The sequence below is a fragment of the Methylobacterium sp. GXS13 genome (genome assembly GCF_001455965.1).
In the GTDB taxonomy this organism is placed as follows: Bacteria; Pseudomonadota; Alphaproteobacteria; order Rhizobiales; family Beijerinckiaceae; genus Methylobacterium.
Genome location: NZ_LKKO01000021.1, coordinates 1 through 18545 on the forward strand (window position 1 = coordinate 1; position 18545 = coordinate 18545).

General features: G+C 63.9%; 18 protein-coding genes. 17 read left to right on the forward strand and 1 reads right to left on the reverse strand.

Annotated elements, in window-relative coordinates:
- Positions 1-223: 223 nt before the first annotated feature.
- On the reverse strand, positions 224-868 hold the full coding sequence (locus tag AO398_RS06615) for a helix-turn-helix domain-containing protein (protein WP_160329313.1): 645 nt from the start codon (positions 866-868) through the stop codon (positions 224-226).
- Between the two features lie 358 nt (positions 869-1226).
- Between AO398_RS06615 and AO398_RS06620 the strand changes: the two genes are divergently transcribed.
- The 17 genes from AO398_RS06620 (at position 1227) to AO398_RS06690 (ending at position 18417) form a co-directional block, all read left to right on the forward strand.
- Positions 1227-1733, forward strand: a complete 507-nt coding sequence (locus tag AO398_RS06620; protein WP_244498687.1) for a redoxin domain-containing protein — start codon at positions 1227-1229, stop codon at positions 1731-1733.
- Positions 1720-2250, forward strand: coding sequence for a DsbA family protein (locus tag AO398_RS06625; RefSeq protein ID WP_058191235.1), 531 nt, complete (start codon positions 1720-1722; stop codon positions 2248-2250). The genes AO398_RS06620 and AO398_RS06625 overlap by 14 nt, the downstream gene beginning before the upstream one ends.
- 347 nt (positions 2251-2597) lie before the next feature.
- Positions 2598-4499 carry a molecular chaperone DnaK gene (gene dnaK / locus AO398_RS06630; RefSeq protein ID WP_058191236.1) on the forward strand — a complete coding sequence of 634 codons (1902 nt, stop codon included), beginning with the start codon at positions 2598-2600 and terminating at the stop codon, positions 4497-4499.
- A gap of 107 nt (positions 4500-4606) precedes the next feature.
- Positions 4607-7195 (forward strand): ATP-dependent chaperone ClpB, encoded by a 2589-nt coding sequence (gene clpB / locus AO398_RS06635; protein WP_058191237.1) that lies wholly within the window; start codon positions 4607-4609, stop codon positions 7193-7195.
- A 103-nt stretch (positions 7196-7298) separates the two neighbouring features.
- Positions 7299-7829 carry a nucleotide exchange factor GrpE gene (locus AO398_RS06640; RefSeq protein ID WP_058191314.1) on the forward strand — a complete coding sequence of 177 codons (531 nt, stop codon included), beginning with the start codon at positions 7299-7301 and terminating at the stop codon, positions 7827-7829.
- 59 nt (positions 7830-7888) lie between these two features.
- Positions 7889-8764, forward strand: a complete 876-nt coding sequence (locus tag AO398_RS06645) for a J domain-containing protein (protein WP_058191238.1) — start codon at positions 7889-7891, stop codon at positions 8762-8764.
- Between the two features lie 13 nt (positions 8765-8777).
- Positions 8778-9101 (forward strand): chaperone modulator CbpM, encoded by a 324-nt coding sequence (locus AO398_RS06650; RefSeq protein ID WP_082643155.1) that lies wholly within the window; start codon positions 8778-8780, stop codon positions 9099-9101.
- A gap of 306 nt (positions 9102-9407) precedes the next feature.
- Positions 9408-9707 (forward strand): hypothetical protein, encoded by a 300-nt coding sequence (locus AO398_RS06655; RefSeq protein WP_058191239.1) that lies wholly within the window; start codon positions 9408-9410, stop codon positions 9705-9707.
- A 67-nt stretch (positions 9708-9774) separates the two neighbouring features.
- Positions 9775-10974, forward strand: a complete 1200-nt coding sequence (locus AO398_RS06660; protein ID WP_058191240.1) for an alcohol dehydrogenase catalytic domain-containing protein — start codon at positions 9775-9777, stop codon at positions 10972-10974.
- 120 nt (positions 10975-11094) lie between these two features.
- The gene (locus AO398_RS06665) at positions 11095-12096 is read left to right on the forward strand and encodes a zinc-dependent alcohol dehydrogenase family protein (RefSeq protein WP_058191241.1); all 1002 of its coding nucleotides are present in this window, start codon (positions 11095-11097) and stop codon (positions 12094-12096) included.
- Between the two features lie 41 nt (positions 12097-12137).
- A complete protein-coding gene (locus AO398_RS06670; RefSeq protein WP_244498688.1) occupies positions 12138-12578 on the forward strand; it encodes a hypothetical protein in 441 nt (146 codons plus the stop codon).
- Positions 12579-12822: 244 nt separating this feature from the next.
- A complete protein-coding gene (locus AO398_RS28140; RefSeq protein WP_152997437.1) occupies positions 12823-13134 on the forward strand; it encodes a hypothetical protein in 312 nt (103 codons plus the stop codon).
- Between the two features lie 111 nt (positions 13135-13245).
- The gene (locus AO398_RS28145) at positions 13246-13476 is read left to right on the forward strand and encodes a hypothetical protein (RefSeq protein WP_152997438.1); all 231 of its coding nucleotides are present in this window, start codon (positions 13246-13248) and stop codon (positions 13474-13476) included.
- A gap of 27 nt (positions 13477-13503) precedes the next feature.
- Positions 13504-13806: a hypothetical protein gene (locus tag AO398_RS28150; RefSeq protein WP_152997439.1), complete on the forward strand. Its 303-nt coding sequence runs from the start codon at positions 13504-13506 to the stop codon at positions 13804-13806.
- A gap of 401 nt (positions 13807-14207) precedes the next feature.
- A complete protein-coding gene (locus AO398_RS06680) occupies positions 14208-14630 on the forward strand; it encodes a hypothetical protein (protein WP_152997440.1) in 423 nt (140 codons plus the stop codon).
- Positions 14631-14914: 284 nt separating this feature from the next.
- Complete coding sequence (locus tag AO398_RS06685) at positions 14915-16738, forward strand: ATP-binding protein (RefSeq protein WP_058191243.1); 1824 nt, start codon at positions 14915-14917, stop codon at positions 16736-16738.
- The gene (locus AO398_RS06690) at positions 16735-18417 is read left to right on the forward strand and encodes an EAL domain-containing protein (RefSeq protein ID WP_244498689.1); all 1683 of its coding nucleotides are present in this window, start codon (positions 16735-16737) and stop codon (positions 18415-18417) included. The genes AO398_RS06685 and AO398_RS06690 overlap by 4 nt, the downstream gene beginning before the upstream one ends.
- Positions 18418-18545 lie beyond the last annotated feature (128 nt).

Genomic DNA, 18545 nt, shown 5'->3' on the forward strand with positions numbered 1-18545 from the left:
GCAGCGTCAGGTAGGGCGCAACCAGCGCCCACTCCTCATCGGAAACATCGGACGGATACAGCTTGCGGGTCGCGCTCATCCCCGCTCATCTGAGCATCAGCCCGACCCAGGTCCATAACAGCCTCTAGAGCCGTTCCCGACCGCGCTGCAATCAGGAACGGCTCTACGTCCTTGTTTCTAAGCGCTCGCCGCCGAAGCGGATGCCGGTTCGGCGGCGAGCGCGCTAGCTCGGCCGGCGCATCAGCCCGCTGCTCATGCGCTGGAGGGCGCCCGGATTGAGGAGGATCACGTAGCGCCCGTGCGTGGTGATCAGCCCGTCGCGGCGCAGCGTGGTGAATGTCCGGCTCACGGTCTCGCTCGAGAGGCCGAGGTAATCCCCGATGTCGGTCCGCGACATCGGCAGCTCGATCGATCGAGCAGCCGAAACCCTGCCCATGAAGTCGATGAGAAAATACGCGAGCTTCTCAGCGGCGCTGGCGCGACCGAGCACGGAGAGATCCTCGGCGCGCGCCGCCATCCGAAGCAGCCACGACCAGAGCGCATTCGCGATCTGCGAGTCCGACGCCGCGAGCGCGTCCAACCGGGAGCGGGAACAGCGTACGGCCCACGTGTCGCTGACCGCCTCGGCAGACGAAGCATGCAGGTGAGCGCGCTCCATCCCGAAGAACTCCCCGGAGAGATGGAACCCGCGCACGACGCGATGGCCGTCGCGGCTGACGTTGATCGTGCGGACCATCCCAGCAATCACGCCATAGACGAAATCTCCGCTATCGCCTTCGGCGTATAGGGTCGCGCCCGGAGCGTGATGATCGACCCGCCCCAGCGGGGTGATGTGCGCGAGCGTGAGGTCGCCGGCGGCCCGGTCCAAGGCGGGTGCCCAGGTCTCGTGCGGGACGGGAGCGGGCACGCCGTGACCATACTGCAGCATGATGCTCCCCCCTCGTGAGCCTCGTAGATCGGGCATTGTCGCATTTCGCACAATGCGGAGGGCTCCTAGGGACTATCCCGGACCCGTCCGGGCACCGATGAGTGCCGCCCTGTGCGGCCTGGGACCCGTTTCCGGGCGCAGGCACACGAAACCGCAAGGGACTGACGCCCGTCAGGGCGACGCGGCCCACCTGAAGCAAGATCCCCCTTCGTCTTCGCCCGTCCTGGTAACGCCAGCGATCAACACGCGGAGGTCAGGTGCGGACTGGCCGCTCTGCAGGCTTTCGAGGAGATTCCGGATGGGACAGCTCTTGATGGGACAGCTCTTGGCGCCCGGGGTTTCGGCGCCCGATTTCACGCTGCACGTCACACCCGACCAGACGTTGTCGCTCGACGACCTGCGCGGACGGTCTATTGTTCTGGCATTCTATCCTGCGGATTGGAGCCCCGTTTGCGGAGATCAGATGGCGCTCTACAATCAGGTGCTGCCGGAATTCAGGAAGTACGACGCCGCAGTCGTCGGAATTTCCGTCGATAGTGCCTGGTGCCATCAGGCCTTCGCCGAGACACGCCACCTTCATTTTCCGCTGCTCGCGGACTTCGAGCCGAAGGGCGCCGTCGCTTCGCAATACGGCGCCTACCGCAATGGCGAAGGTGTCTGCGAGCGGGCGCTCTTCGTCCTGGATCGGGACGGGATCATCTTCTGGAGCTACCGCTCCCCGATCGCCGTCAACCCCGGCGCGGACGGCATTCTCGATGCGCTGGATCGGCTCGAGAACCAGGAGACAAGCCATGGCCGAACTTAGAGTGCCGGTTTCGGCAGCTGACCACATCCGGGGTGGTGCCGACGGGCGGGTCGTGCTCGTCGAATACGGCGACTACGAATGTCCATACTGCCGCCTCGCGCATGTTCAGGTCCTGCGGCTCGGCAAGCATTTCGGCGACGACCTCACTTACGTCTTCCGCCATTTCCCGTTGACCGAGATCCATCCTCAAGCGGGGCCGGCTGCGGAAGCCGCCGAGTTCGCGGGGGCGCACGGCCAGTTCTGGGCCATGCACGACGCGATCTACGCGCATCAGGATCAGTTGAGCCTGCTGTTCCTCATGGACGCGGCCCGGGCGCTCGGCCTGTCGGAGCGCAGTCTTGAGGCGGCCCTTGCCATGAACACCTATGCACCGAAGGTGGCGCAGGATTTTCAGGGCGGCATTCGAAGCGGCGTCAACGGAACTCCGACATTCTTCATCAACGGCCATCGGCATGATGGGCCGTTCGACTATCAGCATCTGGCGGATGCCATTCAGTCTGTGCGTTTCAGGCATTAGCTCGCGCTCTCGGAGATAGAAGATCCCGCCCAAACACCTTCCCCCGGGTGATAGGCTCAACGCGATCGTCGCTCCCTCACACTGCTGATCAGCGCGAGACCTGTGCGCTGTCCTGTCAACATAAGCCCCCGACGCCGGTGCCGGCCGGCGCCACGACCGGTCATACGCCGAGCCCTACAAATATTATCTCTCGCAAAATTCAATATATCTCAGAAAAACTGATCGGCATCAGATCATCGAGCCAAGCAGGATCTAGCATCCGCTCACCGCCGCACGCAGCCCTCGGCAGTAGAAACCGACTCGGTTTCGATCGGTCTGCAACGCGCAGGCACGAAGGAGTATCCCCCATGGCAAAAGCGATCGGCATCGATCTCGGCACGACCAACTCCTGTGTCGCTTGGATGGATGGCAGCAAAGCCAATGTCATTGAAAATGCCGAGGGCGGGCGCACGACTCCGTCGGTGGTGGCCTTCACGGAGTCCGGGGAAGTTTTGGTTGGGCAACCGGCCAAGCGGCAGATGATCACCAATCCGGGAAACACCGTTTTCGCCATCAAGCGGCTCATCGGGCGGCGTTACGACGATCCGATTACCGAAAAAGATATGGCGATGGTGCCCTACAAGATCGTACCCGGACCGAATGGCGACGCCTGGGTCGAGATCAAGGGCAAAGCCTACAGCCCCAGCCAGATCTCCGCGTATGTCCTGCAACGCATGCGTGAGACCGCAGAGTTGAAGCTCGGGCAACCCGTCACGCAGGCCGTCATTACGGTCCCGGCCTACTTCAACGACGCGCAGCGCCAAGCCACCAAGGATGCGGGTAGGATCGCCGGCCTCGAAGTGATGCGCATCATCAACGAGCCGACGGCCGCAGCGCTCGCCTACGGCCTCGACAAGAAGGGCAGCGGCCGAGTCGCTGTCTACGACCTGGGTGGCGGCACCTTCGATGTCTCGATCTTGGAGATCGGCGAGGGCGTGTTCGAGGTGAAGTCCACGAACGGCGACACCTTCCTGGGCGGCGAGGACTTCGACAACCGCGTGGTCGAATACCTTGCGGCCGAGTTCAAGCACGAGCAGGGCATCGACCTGACGAAGGATAAGCTCGCGCTGCAGCGTCTCAAGGATGCCGCCGAGAAAGCCAAGATCGAGCTGTCCTCGGCGACCCAGACCGAGGTCAACCTGCCTTTCATCACGGCCGATCAGGCGGGTCCGAAACACCTCACCGTCAAGCTCTCGCGCGCCAAGCTCGAAGCTCTCGTCGACGACCTGATCAAGCGCACGATCGGGCCGTGCCAGGCGGCACTCAAAGACGCTGGCGTGCTGCCGTCCGACATTGCGGAGGTCGTCCTCGTCGGTGGCCAGACCCGGATGCCGAAGGTCCAAGAGACGGTCCAGAACCTCTTCGGGCGCGAACCCCATCGGGGCGTCAATCCGGATGAGGTCGTCGCCATCGGTGCCGCGATCCAGGCCGGCGTGCTCCAGGGTGACGTCAAGGATGTGCTGCTGCTCGACGTGACCCCGCTGTCGCTCGGCCTCGAGACGCTCGGCGGTGTGATGACCAAGCTGATCGAGCGCAACACAACCATTCCGACGAAGCGCAGCCAGACTTTCTCGACGGCCGAGGACAACCAGAACGCCGTCACGATCCGGGTCTTCCAGGGCGAGCGCGAGATGGCGGCCGACAACAAGATGCTCGGCCAGTTCGACCTCGTCGGCATCCCGCGGGCGCCCCGTGGCACGCCGCAGATCGAGGTGACCTTCGACATCGACGCCAACGGCATCGTCAACGTGGCGGCCAAGGACAAAGCCAGCGGCAAGGAACAGCAGATCCGGATCCAGGCTTCGGGCGGGCTGGAACAGAGCGAGATCCAGCGCATGGTGCGGGAAGCCGAGGCCCACGCCGAGGAAGACAAGCGGCGCCGAGAATTGGCCGATGCGAGCAACCAAGCCGACGCGGCGATCTATACCGCCGAGCGCAGCCGAGACGAGGCCGGCGAGCGCGTACCAAGCAGTCTGAAGACGGAGCTGCAGGAGGCGATTGCGGCTCTGCGTGAGGCGATCGGCAGCGAGGTCGTCGACCGCATCAAGCAGGCGACCGAGCGCTTGTCGCAGCTGGCTCAGCAGCTGGCGCAGATCGTGAGCGCTCCGCCCGAAGGAGCCGGCGCACGTGACGGTGGAAACGGCGCGCAGTCTGAGGTGGTCGACGCGGAATTCGAGGAGCACGGTCGCCGGGACCAGGGCGCCCATTAAAGCGCTTTCGACCGACATGGATGCCGGCTCGGACGCGCCAGTTCCGTGCGCCCGAGCCGGATGGGAGGCCTTGCCGCGCCGCGAGCGTCAATCATCGGGGGTCAGCAATGCAGATCGACACCTACACCGATCACCTCAAGGGCTCGATCCAGGCTGCGCAGAGCTTGGCTCAGCGCAACGGCCACCAGCGACTTACGCCGCTGCACCTCCTGAAGGCGCTGCTCAATGACGAAGACGGCTTGGCCAAGCAGTTGGTCCAGGCCGCGGGCGGCCGCCCGGATGCGCTCGCGACGGCGCTGGACCGCGACCTGGCAAAGCTTCCGAGCGTCGAGGGCGGGGGGGCCGGTCAGATCTTCTTGGCGCCCGAAACCGCGCGCTTGTTCGACCGGGCCGAGGAGCGCGCGCGCGGGGCCGGGGACAGCTTCGTCACGGTCGAATACCTGTTGCTCGCCTTGGCCGAGGCTCCGGACAGGCCAGGCGAGCTCCTCCGCGAGGCGGGCGTGACGCCGACGGCACTCGACGGCGCGATCGCCGAGCTCCGCAAAGGGCGTAAAGCCGACAGCGCGTCGGCCGAGGACGGCTACGATGCGCTCAGGAAGTACACACGCGATTTCACGGAGGATGCCCGCCAGGGCAAGCTCGATCCGGTCATCGGACGCGACGAGGAGATCCGGCGAACCATCGAGGTTCTCTCACGCCGGACCAAGAACAATCCCGTGCTGATCGGCGAGCCGGGCGTCGGCAAGACCGCGATCGTCGAGGGGCTTGCCCAGCGCATGGTCAACGGCGACGTCCCCGACACTTTGAAGGATCGGCGTCTCCTGTCCCTCGATCTCGGGGCTCTCCTGGCCGGCGCGAAGTACCGGGGCGAGTTCGAGGAGCGGTTGAAGGCTGTCCTTCAGGAGGTCACGGCTTCGGCGGACGTAATCCTCTTCATCGATGAGCTGCACACCCTCGTCGGCGCCGGAAAGGCCGAGGGGGCGATGGACGCCTCCAACATGCTCAAGCCCGCGTTGGCCCGCGGCGAGTTGCACTGCATCGGGGCGACCACCCTGGATGAGTATCGCAAGAATATCGAGAAGGACGCCGCGCTCGCCCGCCGCTTTCAGCCGGTTTTCGTCGGCGAACCCTCGGTCGCGGAGACGATCTCCATCCTGCGCGGCCTGAAGGAGAAGTACGAGCTCCATCACGGCGTGCGGATCACCGACAACGCGATCGTCGCCGCCAGCACGCTGTCCCACCGCTACATCGCGGACCGGTTCCTCCCCGACAAGGCGATCGACTTGGTCGACGAAGCCGCGAGCCGGCTCCGGATCGCAGCGGAATCCAAGCCCCGGGAGCTCGACGAGATCGACCGCCGGGTGATTCAGTTGAAGATCGAGCGGGAAGCTCTGAAGAAGGAGACGGATCCGGGCGCTCGGGAGCGCCTGACCAAGGTCGAGGACGAGCTCGGCACGCTGGAGAAGAAGCAGGCCGAGCTGACCGCTCAATGGCAGGCCGAGAAGGCGAAGCTCGGCGAGATGAAGCAGCTGAAGGAGCGCGCCGAGCAGGCCAGGATCGAGCTCGAGCAGGTGGAACGCCGCGGCGACCTGACCCGCGCAGGCGAACTCCTCTACGCCGTGATCCCGCAATTGGAGCAGCGCCTCGCGGAGGCCATGCAGGCGGGCCAGGGCCGGCTGATCAAGCAGGAGGTCACGGCCGACGATATCGCCGCCGTCGTCTCGCGCTGGACGGGCATTCCCGTCACGCGGATGCTCGAGGGCGAGCGCGACAAACTGATCGCGATGGAGAGCAAGCTCACGCAGCGTGTCGTGGGCCAGGAACCGGCGGTCGTCGCCGTGTCCGACGCGGTTCGGCGGGCCCGCGCGGGCTTGCAGGACCCGGGCCGGCCTATCGGATCCTTCCTGTTTCTCGGGCCGACCGGGGTCGGCAAGACCGAATTGTGCAAGGCACTGGCTGAATTCCTGTTCGACGACGAGCGGGCGATGCTGCGCATCGACATATCCGAATTCATGGAGAAGCACGCGGTCTCGCGGCTCGTCGGCGCACCGCCTGGCTATGTCGGTTATGAGGAGGGCGGCGTTCTGACGGAGGCGGTCCGGCGGCGACCCTATCAGGTGATCCTCTTCGACGAGGTCGAGAAGGCCCACCCGGATGTCTTCAATATCCTGCTGCAGGTGCTCGACGACGGGCGGCTGACGGACGGGCAGGGCAACACGGTCGATTTCCGCAATACGATCATCGTCTTGACGTCGAACCTCGGCGCCGAGTTCCTGGCCGCCCTGATGGAGGGCCAGCCGGCCGAGGCGGCCCGCGAGCAGGTCATGGAGGTCGTGCGCAGAGCATTCCGGCCGGAATTTCTCAACCGGCTCGACGAGATCATCCTGTTCAACCGATTGGGCCGCAGCGACATGCGCCGGATCGTCGACATCCAGCTCGAAGGCCTCGAAGGACGGTTGGCCGAGCGGAAGATCGCCTTGCACATCGAGGACCCGGCCAAGGACTGGCTCGCCAATGCCGGTTACGATCCGGTCTACGGCGCACGTCCCCTCAAGCGCGTGATCCAGCGCCATCTGCAGAACCCGCTGGCCAAGATGCTGCTCACGGGTGTGATCAAGGACGGTAGTACGGTCCCGGTTCTAGTCTTGAACGGACAGATCACCGTCAACGGCTCGACCTTGGCTCAAGCAGCCTGACATCATCCACATTGGAAGGAGGCATGGGATGGCCGAGCAACCGTTGGATCACGCGGATTCTCCGACCGCATCCGCCAAGCAGCCCTCACCCCCGGATGCCCCCGTGGCGAGCGCGGCACCCGAGTCGGGCGCGGGCGAGACCGCAGCGCTGCAGGCCGAGAACGCCGCGCTTCAGGACCGCGCATTGCGGGCCTTGGCTGAAGCCGAGAATACGCGGCGTCGAGCCAAGCGCGATCTGGAGGACGAGCGGCAATTCGCGGTGACCAGCCTCGCCCGCGAGCTTCTGCCGGTTCTGGACAATCTGCGCCGGGCCATCGTCGCATCGGAGCAGCCCTCGTCCCAGGGCGCGTCGCTCATCGATGGGGTGCGGGCCACGGAGCGGCTGCTCATGGGAGTCCTGCAGCGCGTCGGCGTACAGCGGGTCGATGCCCTTGGCGCCCCGTTCGACCCATCGCGGCATGAGGCCATGATGGAGGTCGACGACCCATCGATTGCGCCTGGGGCCGTCGCTGACGTCATGGAGGAGGGCTACGTCCTTCACGACCGGCTGCTGCGACCGGCCCGCGTGATCGTGACCCGCCGCGGAGCGTCCTGGGGCGATCACCGTGAGAACGCGACGTCGAAGCAGCATTAATTAGGCGCCTTCCCCAACGGGTTGCGCGCTTCGCCGCAAGACGGCGCAGGGAGGAAGCCTTGAGCGACGATCCCTATGCGATTCTCGGCGTGAAGACCGATGCCTCTCCGGAGGCGATCCGGAAAACCTACCGCAAGCTCGCGCGCAAGCTCCATCCCGACCTGAACCCCGGCAATACGGAGGCGGAAGAGCAGTTCAAGAACGTGTCGCGCGCCTACGATCTGCTGAACGATCCGGATAAGCGCGCGCGCTTCGATCGCGGCGAGATCGACATCTCGGGCGTCGAGCGGCCCCGACAGCGCTACTATCGCGACTTTGCCGAGGCATCGGCCGACCAAGCCTATACGAGCGATGCGGGCTTTGCGGATTTCGATGCCGACGACATCCTCTCCGAGATCTTCGGACGCCGGGGTCGGTCGACGCTCAAGCGTCGTGGCGCCGATGTGCGCTATCAGCTGAGCCTCGATTTTCTCGATGCGGTCAACGGCGCCACCCGCCTGGTGACCCTGCCGGACGGCTCGACGCTCGACGTCCGCATCCCGCCGGGCATACGTGATGGACAGACGCTCCGCCTGCGCGGCAAGGGGGAACCGGGTCAGGGTGGCGCGCCGCCTGGCGATGCTTTGATCGAGATCGGCGTCCTTCCGCACCCGGTCTTCCGACGCGAGGGCGACGACATCCATTTCGAACAGGGCGTTCCGCTGCGCGAGGCGGTGCTCGGTGGCCGGATCGAGGTGTCGGCCCCTGCGGGGCCGGTGACTGTGACGGTTCCGAAGTGGAGCGATTCCGGAAAAGTGCTGCGCCTCAAGGGCAAGGGCGTTCCGCGGACGGACGGCACAGCCGGCGACGCCTACGTCAAGCTGCTGATCAAGCTGCCGGACAGGCCCGATCCCGAGCTCGAACGACTGGTCGCCGAGTGGCCTCGGGGTTTGTGAAGAGGGGGATGGTATGGACGAGCGCGAATTTCTAGCCCGGGCGGATCTTCGCCCCGATCGACTTCAGATCTGGCTCCAGACCGGCTCGCTCGTCCCGTCGTTCCGCGAGGGCGTCGGGCATTACTGCGAGATCGATTTAGCCAGGGCCCAACTGATCCGAGATCTGCAGCATGATCTTGGGATCAACGACGAGGGTATCGCGGTCGTGCTCGATCTCGTCGATCAGGTCAGCGGCTTGCGGCACGTGCTGCAGGCGGTTCTGCGAGCCCTGCGGGCACAGCCCGACGCCATCCGCCGGCAGATTGCCGATGAATGCGCGGCGGATGGTCGAACGTGACGTCAAACTGACCGGCGTCAGGGCTGCAATGTGCGTGCCCCCCTAATCTAACGCTCTTCCGCCGCTCCGACCGAGGGTACGCGCTGGGACGAATTCTGCAAGACTGGCGGAGGCATTGGACCCGCACCCATCGTCCGATGCAGCAATCTTGAAGCATTCGCCAGATTAGATCCGGTTTTCGATCTTCATCCATGGCGCCATAGTAATCATATTCGGCATTCTGGCGGCCCCGGGATCAGTTCCAACGTGGTCCGAGAACGGCGTTCACGCCTGCTTCCCCCCGGCCCACCCGGAAGGAATACGCACATGGTCAAGTTTGCACTGTTCGTCATCCTCGACGCCAAGCCCGGGAAGGAAGCGGAGGTCGAGGCGTTTCTGCGAAACGGCCAGCCCATCGTTCAAAACGAACCGGGAACCATCGCGTGGTTCGGCGTCCGCTTCGGCCCCTCGACGTTCGGAATCTTCGACGCGTTTCCCGATGAAGCGGGACGGCAAGCGCACCTCTCCGGCCTGCTGGCGGCGGCCTTGAGAGAGCGAACACCCGAGCTCTTCGCCGCGCCACCCCGGATCGAAATGCTCGACGTACTTGCGACGAAGCTGCTCTGAGACACCGCGCCAAGGGGATCACCGGATCCAACCGGTTCTATCCAGACCAGAAGGAAGGAAGACCGTCATGGCCTCAGGCAATCGCGTCATTACCTACATGGGCCCGAGAAAAGTCGAGATTCAGAACTTCGACTATCCGAAGCTCGTCGATCCCAAGGGCAACAAGACGCCGCACGGGGCGATCCTCAAGATTGTCACCACCAACATCTGCGGCAGCGACCAACATATCTACCGCGGCCGGTTCCCCGCTCCCGCGGGCATGGTGCTCGGCCACGAGATGACGGGCGAAGTGATCGAGACCGGGCCCGACGTGCATTTCATCAAGAAAGGCGACCTCTGCTCGGTCCCGTTCAACGTTTCGTGCGGGCGGTGCCGCAATTGCAAGGAGCGCCACACCGACACCTGCATGAACGTCAACGATGCGGTCGATTGCGGCGCCTACGGCTTCAATCTCGGCGGCTGGCAGGGCGGACAGTCGGACTATCTCATGGTGCCGTACGCCGACTGGAACCTGCTTCGCTTTCCCGACAAGGATCAGGCGCTGTCCAAGATCAAGGACCTGACCCTGCTCTCGGATATTCTGCCGACCGGCTTTCACGGCTGCATCCAGGCCGGCGTCAAATACGGTTCGACGGTCTATATCGCGGGCGCAGGCCCCGTCGGCCGGTGCGCCGCCGCCTCCGCCCATCTCCTCGGCGCCTCCTGCATCATCGTGGGCGATACCAACAGCAAGCGCCTCGCGCTGGTAAAGAACGCCGGGTACGAGACCGTGGATCTGTCCTCCGAGACACCGCTCGCCGACCAGATCGAGGCGATCCTCGGCGAACGGGAGGTGGATTGCGGCGTCGATGCCGTCGGCTTCGAGGCGCACGGGAACGGACCGGGCGCCGGAGAGGATCCGGCCGCCGTCCTCAACGCGATGATCACGGTCGTTCGGGCCAACGGCGCCGTCGGCGCGCCCGGTATCTACACGGCGGGCGATCCCGAGGCCGTCGACGCGGAGGCCAAAGCCGGGACGTATCGTATCGATTTCGGCAAGGCCTGGATCAAGTCGCCCCACATCTCGGCGGGTCAGGCGCCGATCATGCACTACAACCGCGATCTGATGATGGCGATCCTCTGGGATCGCATGCCGTATCTCGGAAAGGTCGTGAACGTCGAGGTCATCCCGCTCGAACGGGCGCCCGAAGCGTACCGGATGTTCGACCAGGGCTCGCCCAAGAAGTTCGTCATCGATCCGCACAACACGACGAAACTGTCGGCCTGAGTTGCCGGCGGATAACGAGGCGCCTCCTCCAGGCGCTTCCATCCGCTCGACAGCGGGCGCCGCGCGCCCGCTGCCGGGTCCGTTCGCGCCCGCAGCGCAACCGGGGAAGGACACATCGCCATGACACGGGTGGTTCGATTCCATCGGACCGGTGGACCGGAAGTGCTGCAGTTCGATGATCTCCCGGTCGGCGATCCGCAGCGCGGAGAGATGCGCGTACGCGTGGAGGCGATCGGCCTCAATCGCGCCGAAGCGATGTTCCGGTCGGGCGCCTACCTCGAGGCTCCGCGTTTGCCCGCGCGTCTCGGCTACGAAGCGTCCGCGACCATCGAGGCTCTGGGAGAGGGCGTCGACGGCTTCGCACCGGGCGATTCCGTGAGCGTCGTCCCGGCCTTTTCCATGAACGATTACGGAGTCTACGCCGAGACGGCCATCGTGCCGGCTTACAGTGTCGTCCGACGCCCGAACGGCCTCTCGGCGCTCGAATCCGCGGCGGTATGGATGGCCTACCTCACGGCGTGGGGCGCGCTCATCGACATCGCTCATCTCCGACAAGGCGATGCGGTCATCATCCCCGCCGCGTCCTCCAGCGTCGGACTGGCGGCAATCCAGGTTGCCAACAGCGTCGGCGCCATCACGATCGCGACGACCCGGACGCGCGCCAAGGCGGCGGCGTTGGAAGACGCGGGCGCCGCGCGCGTGATCGTCACGTCCGAGGAGGATCTCGTGGTCGAGGTCAACCGCGCGACGGGCGGTCAGGGCGCGCGCCTTGTGTTCGACCCGGTCGGCGGCCCCCAGGTCGAGAAGCTCGCCGAGGCGATGAGCCACCACGGCGTCATCCTCATCTACGGCGCGCTCGCCACCGCGCCCACGCCGTTCCCGGTCATTGCCGCCATGCAGAAGGCCCTCACGCTGCGAGGCTACACCTTGTTCGAGTTCATCCGGGACAAAGAGCGGCTGGCCCGTGCATCGGCATTCATCCGCGATGGGTTCGCCGGCGGTAGCTTGAAGCCGGTCATCGCGAAGACCTTCACGCTCGACGAGATCGTCGAAGCGCACGCCTACATGGAATCGAACGAACAGTTCGGAAAAATCGTCGTCACCGTCCCCCATCGAGACTGACGCACATCGTCTCCGCTATCGACGACTACGTCGGCGATCACGTGATTATCTCCTGGCCGCTGATGCGCGGCGTTGAGCGGGCCAGGTGCGTCGACTGCGTCTTCGTGATCCGACGAACGCTCCGCGATGACCGCGACCGATGGGTCAGGAGGTTTGGTTTCGTCCCGCAACTCCGTGCCGCGCTCCATGGCGGCAGTGTGGTCACGCCCAAGATAAGGGTCGATCGGCACATGATCGCCTACTTCGGCGACGTCATGAACGCGACCGTCCGACTGGAAGGCTTGTGCCGAGAGACGAAGCGGTCCGTGCTCGTCTCGGAAGCCGTCCTCTGCAGGATGCCCGTGCTTCCGGACGGCATCGAGGCGGAGGCCTTGAGGCGGCATGTCGTCCGGGGGCGCAGTGGGGAGATGGTCGTGCACGCACTTGCCGAACGGCGGATGTGCCCCGGTCTTCGGCGAGGTCCTCCGTCGCCCCCATCATAGGCGCGGGGTAGCAGCTTCCCATGGCTTGTCTTGAACGGGGCGTGCCGTAAGCGCCTCCGGATAGTGACTAGACGTCCATCGCTGCCCCTCCAGGCGTCCAACGAAGGCCGTAAGGCTCCGGCCCGATCAACCTGCCGTCGAACATCATGAGACGTTCATGCCCATCATCGCCGACGTCCCGCCACGCTCGGACGCCTACTAAGCTCCAAGCAATCGTGGCATCAGCCGCCGGCGCTTCGGCACTATGGCCCTGGCAGCGGGTGCAGAGGGCGGCCTTACGTCCCTGCCGGCAGAGGCGCTGACGGCGTCCGCCGAGGCACGGCTCATCGACTTCGAGTGGGTCGACCCGTCACGTAACCGCGCGGTGCCGGCGAGGCTCTACTGTCCTGCCGCCTCGGACCGGCAGGGACCGGTCCCGCTGATCGTCTTCTCCCATGGGCTCGGCGGCTGGCGGAAGAGCTACAGCGACCTTGGCGAGGGATGGTCGGCGCGGGGAACCGCCAGCCTGCACATCCAGCATGTCGGCAGCGACCAGACTCTGTGGGAGGTAATCTGATCCTGCTCCTCGACCGCCTCGACGGAGCGGCCGACGAGTGCGAGGCCATCAAGCGGACGCGGGACGTAAGCTTCGGCCTCGACCGCCTGCTCAGCCGCGAGAATTCCTTCCATGCCGCCATCGACCGGAAACGCATCGTCGCGGCCGGCCACTCCTACGGGGCGAACACCCCTGATCCTCACCGGCGCCCAGGTGATCCGCGACGGGAAGCCCATCGGATACCGGGACACGCGCTTCACGGCGAGCATCGTCATCTCGGCGCCACCCTTCTACGGCGAGACCGATCTCGCAGCGGTTCTAGCGTCGGTCGAGGTTCCCACCCTCCACGTGACCACGACGTAGGACACGATCCGCATCCCCGGCCGCTTCTTGCCGGTCCAGGAACGCATTGACGTCTACGCTGCGATTCCGACGCCACAAAAAGCGCTCATCGTGTTCCAGGGCGGTTCGCACAGCATTTTCACCGACCGCTCCCTCTGGAACGGCGGCCGGCTGAACCCCTTGGTCAAGCGTACGACGATAGAAGCCGGCTTGGCGTTCCTCGACCTCGTCCATCGGTCCGATCCGGTCACGTTGGAGAATTGGACCGCGACCTGGAGGCCGATCCCGGCCGCGGCACTGGTGTCTTTCCAGATGCCGGCGCGACAGGCGGACCGTAGACGTCGCGCCTGAGGCCCGCGCTGCGACACCCCTCGATGCGAGGCGGCCAGATCGACCTGTCATCCAGCCGGCGGACGCTCAGATCCGCTTTCAGGAAGGACGATGACTTCGTCGACCACATTGGGTCGGTAAGGGCCCGTCCGCTTTTGATGCAAGCCTACTTCTAAGCGGACAGGCCGCTTACGGCCATATCCGGCCATTCGGTAGGTTTCGTGACGCGGGATACCGGTAAAAATATCTGGATTTTTGTGAAAAGCGGCAGGCCGGGCTGCATCCCGTCGAGGTCAGCAGGACAGGCTGTTGCCTGGTGATAAGATCTCAAACGGGCGGGAACGGACCGTCCTCGAGCACCTGAACCTGGACTTGCCCCGCTATTTCACGCTGCCCGGCCTGGTCCGCCGTATCTATCCAGGATGGACGCTGATTCCCGGGCCGCTCGTCAGTTGGCCAGCCGTTCCAAGCTTTCAGCCCCCATTGCCACGCAGGAGCAGATGGCCAGCCGCGCGTTCCTCACGTCGTCGCTGCCTCAGACCGAGCCAGACGCGCTCCAGCCGCCCGTGTCGATCGGCTGCCGGCTCGTGGAAGACTGCATGACGCTGCTCCGGCTGGTGAGGACCTCGTCGATGTTCACACCATGCTTTGCCATCGATCGCGAAATAAACACTCGGTCCATCATGGCCGTCGAAGTTTTCGGTTTCTACCCGCGGGATATCGATGTCGGCCTGTCGCTTTCGCGCTGGGTGCAACATCACGACCAACAGCGCCACTTCAGCTGCGCATCCGATACCGATAACGGGGAAACCATCATTGTTTTACATTACTTAGCATTGCTATGATAGGCATGAATTGCGCATCTTGATTCTAAGTATCACATTTATAAAATTTCATTTCCAGAATATGGTAGCTAATTCAACAGTCCGCCTATTCAACCAGGGAGGCCCATATCAACCTGCCACGTCGCCGACCGTGAGCTGCTTTTTGAAATCGACCGATTAAACAATCGGCAGGCGAGCGCAAAACAGTAAATTAACCATCGAACTCGCCGTATATTACTATTGAGCGTTAATTAAGCAGGCTGACTCTAAAGCATGGGCAACTTTTGCGCTTGAGGACATGCGAAATGCTGAGCTACGACGTGACAATTCGCCCTGACACGCCGATTTCTCAGATGGGCCTCGTGACATCGATCGATGGTTCGAAGGTCCATCTTCGATTGCTGAGCGGGGAAGGGCGTCCGAATGTTCGCGCGACGGTCGGGAATTTCGTTCAGATTCGAGCCGGCGGCGCCATGCTGGTCGGTGTCATTACCGCCTTGTCGTCGGGCGGCGATCGCGGTGGACCATCTGGCGCCTATGCCAGCCTGGATCTGTTGGGCGAGCTCATCGTCGAGATGGGCGCGAAGCGGTTCCGCCGCGGCGTCGCCTGCTATCCGGCGATCGGCGACGAGGCCGCTCTGCTCCCACCGGCCGATCTCCGCGTGGTATACGAAGTGTCCGCGTCGAACGTCGCGGCGGTCGGCACATTGGTCCAGGACCCGGATACTCCGGCCTCCATCAAAATCGACGACCTTCTCTCGAAACACTTTGCTGTCCTAGGGACAACAGGCGTCGGAAAATCCAGCGGCGTCGCGGTCATTCTCGACCAAGTCATGCGTTCGCAGAGGACGGTTCGCATCTTCCTGCTCGATGTACACAACGAGTACGCCAATTGCTTTGGCGAACAGGCGAACGTGATCACCCCCCGCAATCTCAAACTTCCATTCTGGTTCTTCAACCTGGAAGAGATCGCTGACGTGATCTACGGCGGCCGACCTCCGGTCGACGAGGAGATCGAAATCTTAGCGGACGTCATTCCGCTCGCGAAGCTCAAATATGCTCAGTACAAAGAGGCGACCGAGCGACAGACCATCAAGCGCTCGAACGGCAAGAACGCAGGCTACACGGTCGACACGCCAGTTCCGTACGTGCTTCAAGATCTGATCGCATTGATCGATGAGCGGATGGGGCGGTTGGAAAACCGCGTCACGCGGATGCACTACCATCGGCTCATCACGCGGATCGAGGCCATTCGCAACGATCCACGCTACGGTTTCATGTTCGAAAACGCCAACGTCGGCGGCGACATGATGGGCGAGATCCTCGCGCACCTGTTCCGGTTGGAGGCAGGCGGCCGGTCGATGACGATCATGCAACTCGGGGGGCTCCCCATGGAGATCGTCGACGCCGTCGTGTGCGTGCTCTGCCGCCTCGCCTTCGAGTTCGGCATCTGGAGCGAGGGCGCAATCCCGTTGTTGTTCGTGTGCGAGGAAGCCCACCGCTATGCCTCCGCCGACCGGTCAATCGGTTTTACGCCGACGCGCCGCGCGCTTTCGCGCATCGCACGCGAAGGTCGCAAGCACGGGGTTTACCTCGGTCTCGTCACGCAGCGCCCGGCCGAACTCGACCCGACGATCATGTCGCAATGCAGCACGCTCTTCGCTATGCGAATGACCAATGATCGTGACCAGGCCTTCCTGGCAGCTGCCGTGTCCGACGCGGTGAACCTGCTCACCTTCGTTCCGTCCCTCGGTACCGGTGAGGTCATTGCGTTCGGCGAAGGCGTGCCGATGCCGGCGCGGTTCAAGTTTACCCCGCTTCCGCCGGAGCGCCAGCCGCGCAACGATATGAGCGCGCGGCTCATGGACAACGGCGCGGCGATCGCGGCCGCGGGCTTCGTCGGCGCGGTGGTGGAACGCTGGCGCGGGGCCACCATGAGTAAAGCGAGCGGGGTCGATACCGATCAGTCGGTCGCGGCGCGCTTGAGTCGCGACCCGGCCGCCGATGGCGGCAACGGAAGCGCCATCGACCAAGTCCATCGCCGGCTGCTCCGGCGCCCGCTCGACGGCGTCGAACACGCGGCCGAAGCTGGCCTGCGTACTGCCAAGTCCCTCTGGCAGCAGGGGTGATCGTGACCGAGCCATCTGTCACCCATCTGCAGAGCCTGCTGGAAATTGCCATCCAGGCGCTACCTGTCGGGATCGTGGTCCATAACGGCCAGGGTCGCTGTATCCTCGCAAACGCCGCTGCCCAAGAGCTCGGACCACGGGCTCTCCATGACCTCCCAAGGGGGGCCCTGCTGCATCCCGACAGGCTCATGGTGGAGCAGGTCGGTGCGCGCATGGTCGAGGCTCAGGCGCAAAGCGTGCTCGTCGAACAGGAGGCCTACACGCTGACGTCCCTGATCGACGTCACGCATCACCACGATTTGCAGCGCGATCTGATCAATCGCGCCTACATCGACGCGCTCACCAGCCTGCCCAACCGGACCATGTTCGAGCAGAGCGTGGAGGATCTCATTGCGCAGGCCGGCCCGACCGACCGGTTCGCCCTCGCCTTCATCGATCTCGACAATTTCAAGCACATCAACGATTATTACAGCCACGCCGCGGGCGATGCCTTGCTGCGCCGGGTATCCGACCGTATCCGTGGCGCTCTGCGCCCCAGCGACATGCTGGCACGCCTTGGCGGCGACGAGTTCGTGCTGCTGCTGAACCCGATCACGGATCGGGCGACGACGTTGGCGGAGATCACGGAGATTTCCGAGCGCCTGAAACAGCCGTGCTTTATCGACGGCCATGAGATCTTCGCGTCGGCGTCGATCGGCCTGAGCCTGTTCCCGGACCACGGCTCGACGTACGAGATCCTCCGCCGCCAAGCCGATAATGCGATGTACCAAGTCAAGGGCTGCGCGAAGGGAGGCGTCAGCCTTTTCGAGGAGACGATGAGCCACATCGCAACCGAGCGCATGGCGGTCGAGCAGCGGTTGCGTCTGGCCATTCGCGATCGTTGCTTCTGTTGCGCCTTCCAACCCAAAGTTGATATGCGCACGCACGCGGTACTGGGCGTTGAGGTACTCCTACGGTGGCGCGACGAGCTCGGGATCATTCATGCACCGGGAGATTTCATTGGCCTCGCTATCGAGCTCGGTCTGATCAACGAGATAACGCTGCAGATATTATCGGAAACGATCCGCAGCATCCATCGAATCGATGAGATATTTGGGGTCGACGTCACGATAAGTCTTAACATCGCGGCGAAGCAGGCTTGTGACGTTCCGTTCATGACCAAGTTTTGCGAGGCCCTTGGCAAAACCGGCCTGGCCGGCCGCTTCGTGCTTGAGCTCACTGAAGAGGCCTTCTTCACAAAGGGTTTGTTCCAGCGCGAGGTTCTTCCCTGCATCCGGGCCGTCGGGGCGCGTGTCTCGATCGATGATTTCGGCGTGGGCTACTCGTCACTCGCTGCCCTTGCGGAGATCACCGCCGATGAGCTCAAGATTGACCGGTCGTTCATCACCGACATCCACAACCGACCACGCAGTCAGATTTTGCTCAGAGCCATCGAATCCTTGGGTCTCGCGCTCGGGATGTCGATCGTCGCCGAGGGCGTCGAGACTTACGAGGAGGTCGCTTACCTCCTCGGCGCAACGCAGATCCGTTGCGCGCAAGGCTATTATTTCGCCAAGCCCATGCTGATCGACCAGATTGATATGGCGGACGGGCGGCCTTCGACAGAGCGCGGATCAAATCGGCACAGGCAAACTTTGAGTAGCCGGGCTTATGACGTCCGGAAATGCGCACACCGCTGAAGAGCGCCGATATTTAACGAATAATATCAGCACACCAGTCGGCATCGAATATTTTCATCTGACGAAATCTTGAGGGCAATCGCGCCGGTGTTGGCGGCGGTGCGGATAAAAGCCTCATACTTTGCTCC

What these genes read in the sequence shown, in the direction of transcription:
- AO398_RS06620 (WP_244498687.1), top strand. Translation starts at nt 1,227, where the DNA reads ATGGGACAGCTCTTGATGGGACAGCTCTTGGCGCCCGGGGTTTCGGCG.
- AO398_RS06625 (WP_058191235.1), top strand. Translation starts at nt 1,720, where the DNA reads ATGGCCGAACTTAGAGTGCCGGTTTCGGCAGCTGACCACATCCGGGGT.
- dnaK (WP_058191236.1), top strand. Translation starts at nt 2,598, where the DNA reads ATGGCAAAAGCGATCGGCATCGATCTCGGCACGACCAACTCCTGTGTC.
- clpB (WP_058191237.1), top strand. Translation starts at nt 4,607, where the DNA reads ATGCAGATCGACACCTACACCGATCACCTCAAGGGCTCGATCCAGGCT.
- AO398_RS06650 (WP_082643155.1), top strand. Translation starts at nt 8,778, where the DNA reads ATGGACGAGCGCGAATTTCTAGCCCGGGCGGATCTTCGCCCCGATCGA.
- AO398_RS06655 (WP_058191239.1), top strand. Translation starts at nt 9,408, where the DNA reads ATGGTCAAGTTTGCACTGTTCGTCATCCTCGACGCCAAGCCCGGGAAG.
- AO398_RS06660 (WP_058191240.1), top strand. Translation starts at nt 9,775, where the DNA reads ATGGCCTCAGGCAATCGCGTCATTACCTACATGGGCCCGAGAAAAGTC.
- AO398_RS06665 (WP_058191241.1), top strand. Translation starts at nt 11,095, where the DNA reads ATGACACGGGTGGTTCGATTCCATCGGACCGGTGGACCGGAAGTGCTG.
- AO398_RS28140 (WP_152997437.1), top strand. Translation starts at nt 12,823, where the DNA reads ATGGCCCTGGCAGCGGGTGCAGAGGGCGGCCTTACGTCCCTGCCGGCA.
- AO398_RS28145 (WP_152997438.1), top strand. Translation starts at nt 13,246, where the DNA reads ATGCCGCCATCGACCGGAAACGCATCGTCGCGGCCGGCCACTCCTACG.
- AO398_RS06680 (WP_152997440.1), top strand. Translation starts at nt 14,208, where the DNA reads ATGGACGCTGATTCCCGGGCCGCTCGTCAGTTGGCCAGCCGTTCCAAG.
- AO398_RS06685 (WP_058191243.1), top strand. Translation starts at nt 14,915, where the DNA reads ATGCTGAGCTACGACGTGACAATTCGCCCTGACACGCCGATTTCTCAG.